Below are 3,040 nucleotides of genomic sequence, written 5' to 3'. Positions count from 1 at the left end.
CGGTGAACCCACCCGTGTTTCGGCGATTGGGGCTTGACTTCGGGTGCGAGGTGCTACCCCTTTCGGGCTCGGCCGGTCGCGAAGCGTCCGGCCTTTTCCGGCCGACTCAGCGCCTCGCAAGGGCCCCGAAGTCAAGCCCCAATCGCGGATCGTCGCGCAGCGGCGATGGAACCCAGGTCTTTCGTCCGGGGGTGCACGCCCACGCTGGAACAGGCGCGGAAACCAACGCAACAGGACCACGCTGGAACCCCACCCGACCAACGCAACACCCCAAAACCCAACACGACCCCCCAAGCCCGATAAGCGACTTTCGTCCTGAAAGTTTCCGGAACAAAGTCATGAGAGCGTTCCCATTGACGCGGACGTAACACGCCGTTGAGGATCGCGGCATGCATTGGAGAAGCACGCTCGCCGCGGTGCTGGGGCTGACGCTCGCCGCCGGCGCCACATCGGCCGCGACCGCCGCCGCACAGGAAGAGCGGCACGGGCCGAAGCAGACGGTCATCGGGCAGCCCAAGACCGAGCACGGGTGCGCCCGCATCGAGAAGTCCCTGCCCACCCTCAAGGACTGGCCGAAGGTCGACAGCCAGCTCGAGGGCGACCGCAAGGACGAGGCCCGCATCAAGGCCATTCTCAAGGACATGACGCTGGCCGAGAAGGTCGGCCAGATGACGCAGCCGGAGATCGGCCAGATCACGCCGGCCGACGTCACGACGTACGGGTTCGGGTCCGTGCTCAACGGCGGTGGCAGCTTCCCCGGTGGCAACAAGCACGCCGCGCCGCAGGACTGGCTGACGCTCGCCGACGCCTACTGGGAGGCGTCGAAGGCTTCCCGCACCAAGATCCCCGTCATCTGGGGCATCGACGCGGTGCACGGCAACAACAACGTCTTCGGCGCGACCGTGTTCCCCCACAACATCGGTCTCGGCGCCGCGCACGACCCCTGCCTCGTCCGCGACATCCACGAGGCCACGGCCGAGCAGATCCGCGCGACCGGGCAGGACTGGGCGTTCGCGCCCACGCTCGCCGTCGTGCAGGACGACCGCTGGGGCCGCACCTACGAGGGCTACTCCGAGGACCCGCGGATCACCCGCGCCTACGGGTACGAGGCCGTCAAGGGCTTGCAGGACAACGCGAAGAAGCGCATCGGCGAGGACGGCGTGATCGCCACCGCCAAGCACTTCATCGGTGACGGCGGCACGACCGGTGGCAAGGACCAGGGCATCACGGCCGCCACCGAGCAGCAGATGATCAACGTGCACGGGCAGGGCTACTACGGGGCACTGGCCGCGGGCGCGCAGACCGTGATGATCTCGTTCAACAGCTGGACGAACGACGTCATCAACGAGGGCAAGGTGCACGGCAGCAAGTACGTGCAGACCGGCATCCTCAAGAACAAGATGGGCTTCGACGGCCTGCTCGTCTCCGACTGGAACGGCATCGGCCAGGTCACCGGCTGCACCAACTCCAACTGCCCGCAGGCCATCAACGCCGGCATGGACGTCATCATGGTGCCCGGCGAGTGGAAGGCCTTCATCACCAACACGATCGCCCAGGTCGAGTCCGGCCAGATCCCGATGGCCCGCATCGACGACGCGGTCACCCGCATCCTGCGCGTCAAGCTGCGCGCCGGCACGTTCGACGCGCCCAAGCCGTCGAAGCGCGACCACGCCGGTGAGCAGAAGGCGTTGCTGCACAAGGAACTCGCTCGCGAGGCCGTGCGCGAGTCCGCCGTGCTGCTGAAGAACGAGAAGCGCGTGCTGCCGATCTCCAGCCGCAGCAAGGTCCTCGTGGTCGGCAAGACCGCGGACAACATCTCCAACCAGACGGGCGGCTGGACGCTCTCCTGGCAGGGCACCGGCAACACCAACGCCGACTTCCCGAACGCCACCAGCATCCTCAAGGGCATCCAGAACGCGCTGGGCGCCGCGAACGTCACGTTCGCCGAGACCGCGGACGGCGTCGACCCGAGCAAGTTCGACGCGGTCATCGCCGTCATCGGCGAGACCCCGTACGCGGAGGGCGTGGGCGACCTCGGCAAGCGGTCGTTCGAGACCGCCCGCCTGTACCCGCAGGACCTCGCCGTGCTCGACAAGGTCTCGGGCAAGGGCAAGCCGGTCATCACCGTCTACGTCGGCGGCCGCGCGATGTACATGAACAAGGAGATCAACCGCTCCGACGCGTTCGTGTCCGCCTGGCTGCCCGGCTCCGAGGGCCAGGGCATCGCGGACCTGCTGGTCAAGGGCCGCCACAACGGCTTCACCGGCAAGCTCTCCTACTCGTGGCCCGCCGAGGCCTGCCCGGCGCTGCCGGGTGAGCCCGCCAAGACGCCGCTGTTCAAGCTCGGCTACGGCCTGCGCGACTGGCAGACCGGCAGCGTCGGCAAGCTCGACGAGACGAGCCCCGGCGGCACCTGCTCCGGCGGTGGCGGCGGCACGGCGACCGAGGACCTCGAGGTCTTCAACCGCACGGACATCGCGCCGTACAAGAGCTACATCGGCTCCGCCGAGAACTGGGGCGGCACCGAGATCGGTCCCGACGGCCAGGCCTCGCACGCCGAGATCAACGTCGTGCAATCCGACGTCAACGTCCAGCAGGACGCGCTCAAGACGACGTGGACCGGCACCGGCCCCGGCCAGGTGTACCTGCAGAGCCCGGCCGGCAGCGACCTGCGCGGCTACGGCAACGCCAACGCGGCCATCGAGTTCGACGTGATCGTGCACCAGGCCCCGGCCAACCGCACGGTCGTCAGCGCGCACTGCATGTACCCGTGCCTCGCGGAGATCGACGCCACGCAGGCGTTCCGCGACCTGCCGATCGGGCAGAAGTCGACCGTGAAGATCTCGGTCAACTGCTTCTCCGACAAGGGACTGGACCTGGAGAACGTCAACACGCCGTTCCTGGTCTACACGGACGGCCCGTTCCAGGCGTCGTTCGCGAACGTGCGGTGGGTGCCCAAGGCGGGCACCGATCCGGACGTCATTCCCTGCACGTAGGCGTCACAGCACCGTGGGCGCGCTTCCCTCCGGAAGGGGAAGCG

General features: G+C 68.1%; 1 protein-coding gene. It reads left to right on the top strand.

Annotated elements, in window-relative coordinates:
* Positions 1-389 precede the first annotated feature (389 nt).
* Positions 390-2,996, top strand: coding sequence for an exo 1,3/1,4-beta-D-glucan glucohydrolase (locus ACFWGZ_RS40475; protein WP_382456884.1), 2,607 nt, complete (start codon positions 390-392; stop codon positions 2,994-2,996).
* Positions 2,997-3,040 lie beyond the last annotated feature (44 nt).

Source organism: Lentzea sp. NPDC060358 (assembly GCF_042725365.1).
In the GTDB taxonomy this organism is placed as follows: domain Bacteria; phylum Actinomycetota; class Actinomycetes; order Mycobacteriales; family Pseudonocardiaceae; genus Lentzea.
This window is presented reverse-complemented; position numbering and strand designations above follow the sequence as displayed.